Origin of the sequence: Pseudoduganella sp. RAF53_2 (assembly GCF_052113985.1) — a bacterium.
Taxonomy (GTDB): Bacteria; Pseudomonadota; Gammaproteobacteria; order Burkholderiales; family Burkholderiaceae_D; genus Rugamonas.
This window is the reverse complement of record NZ_JBFRDW010001002.1, coordinates 1-1,375: the sequence shown is the minus strand read 5'-3', so window position 1 is coordinate 1,375 and position 1,375 is coordinate 1. Positions and strand designations below refer to the sequence as shown.

Here is a 1,375-nt window from a genome sequence, read left to right as displayed (position 1 = left end):
ATCATGTTCCGTCGATTCATTGAAGCGAATAGGTCATTGTCGAGTTCCTTGGTTTCCTCTTTGCGTATAGAAGTAGCGATAGGTGCGTGCTGTTTCTGTTCGACTACCGCGATGCTGCTAGTTCAGCGCTCAGCTGAAGGTATGCGGTCAAAGACGGGCGGAATTTAGTTTCGATTTGCGCTGATGTGTTCGCGATGTCGCGTCTCGCCGCGAGCAGCGCTTCACCCTTAAGGCAGCCAGGTATGCCAGAACAGCTGCCTCTGTAGGCATCTGAGCGCGAGTTCCTAAATCCACAAGGTAGATTGGTCCAGACCACACCTTTGAGGTTCTGGCGCGCGGCCCTGTCCACAATGGTATAGGCATGAAGACCGTAATGCTTGCCGTCGACTGAATTCCAGCGTCCGATACTATGCGCCATAGCGTTCGTGATGCCTTCGCGCGCGGCGAAAGCAACTATCGCGYCGGACACGTCTTCTAGATCCAGAAGCGACCAGCACGTCCGCACAGGCTTTGCGTCTGCACAAAGTACGAGAGTGATACGCCCATCTCAGAATTCCCTAGCAAATTCGATGGGCAAAATTGGCCCATCGTTCATCCAATTTCCCTGCACTGGAAGTTCTCGTTGATCCATATTAACGAACCCCAGCCCAAGCAGACTATTTTTGCATCCGTGCCCATATGCTTTATTCGATGTCTTTCATATGTGCTGCATCAAGGTCGCTGCTTCGTTGCCCGACCTCTAGCAAAAGTCGCTGAGCGTTGGCGGGAATCAGTTGCTCGTTGTCGATGCTGAACAGCATGCAGTCCAATATTTGTGCCAGGTCCGCAACCAAAGACAGAAATTGTGGGGCTTCGCTACGGACGTCACAACGCACAAAGATGCTGGCGTAGTGCTCCTCATCAAATTGGATATCAATGCGGTTGCCATTCTCTGGCCCGAACACAAGCCARTCGTCTAGCATGAACCAAGGTGGGCCGAAGTAATACGCTAACCGCTCCTGCGCCTGACGTACTTGCTCTGGCGGTAGAGTGGGAGCGTCCCAGTCTTCACCGCTCGTGTCTGGTGGAGGAGCGCCAATATGAATGAAATACAGATCAAACTGCCAGACAGCCATAGCGCGCCTCAGCGGATCGGTTAAGTAGACAAGACGTAGTCTACCATTGGTCTTACATGTTCTTTCACCAAAGAGCATGCTGTGGGGAGACATAGCATCTTTTGTCGCGATGCTTGCGAATCCCGAACCTCTTCCGCGGGGACTCTTCCACCTCATTGTCCGGCTCCTTTTCCTCCACGTCAACTAAGCTTGAGTTGACTTCTACGTTTTTCGTAATAACATGATCAGATGTAATCCGGAGGGTGAGCTCGGTTGAGGTG

At 52.1% G+C, this 1,375-nt stretch carries 1 protein-coding gene; it reads right to left on the bottom strand.

Annotated features, from left to right (window positions below; all coding sequences use genetic code 11):
* Positions 1-683: 683 nt before the first annotated feature.
* Positions 684-1,115 (bottom strand): hypothetical protein, encoded by a 432-nt coding sequence (locus AB4Z11_RS31805; protein ID WP_442030184.1) that lies wholly within the window; start codon positions 1,113-1,115, stop codon positions 684-686.
* Positions 1,116-1,375: the final 260 nt, after the last annotated feature.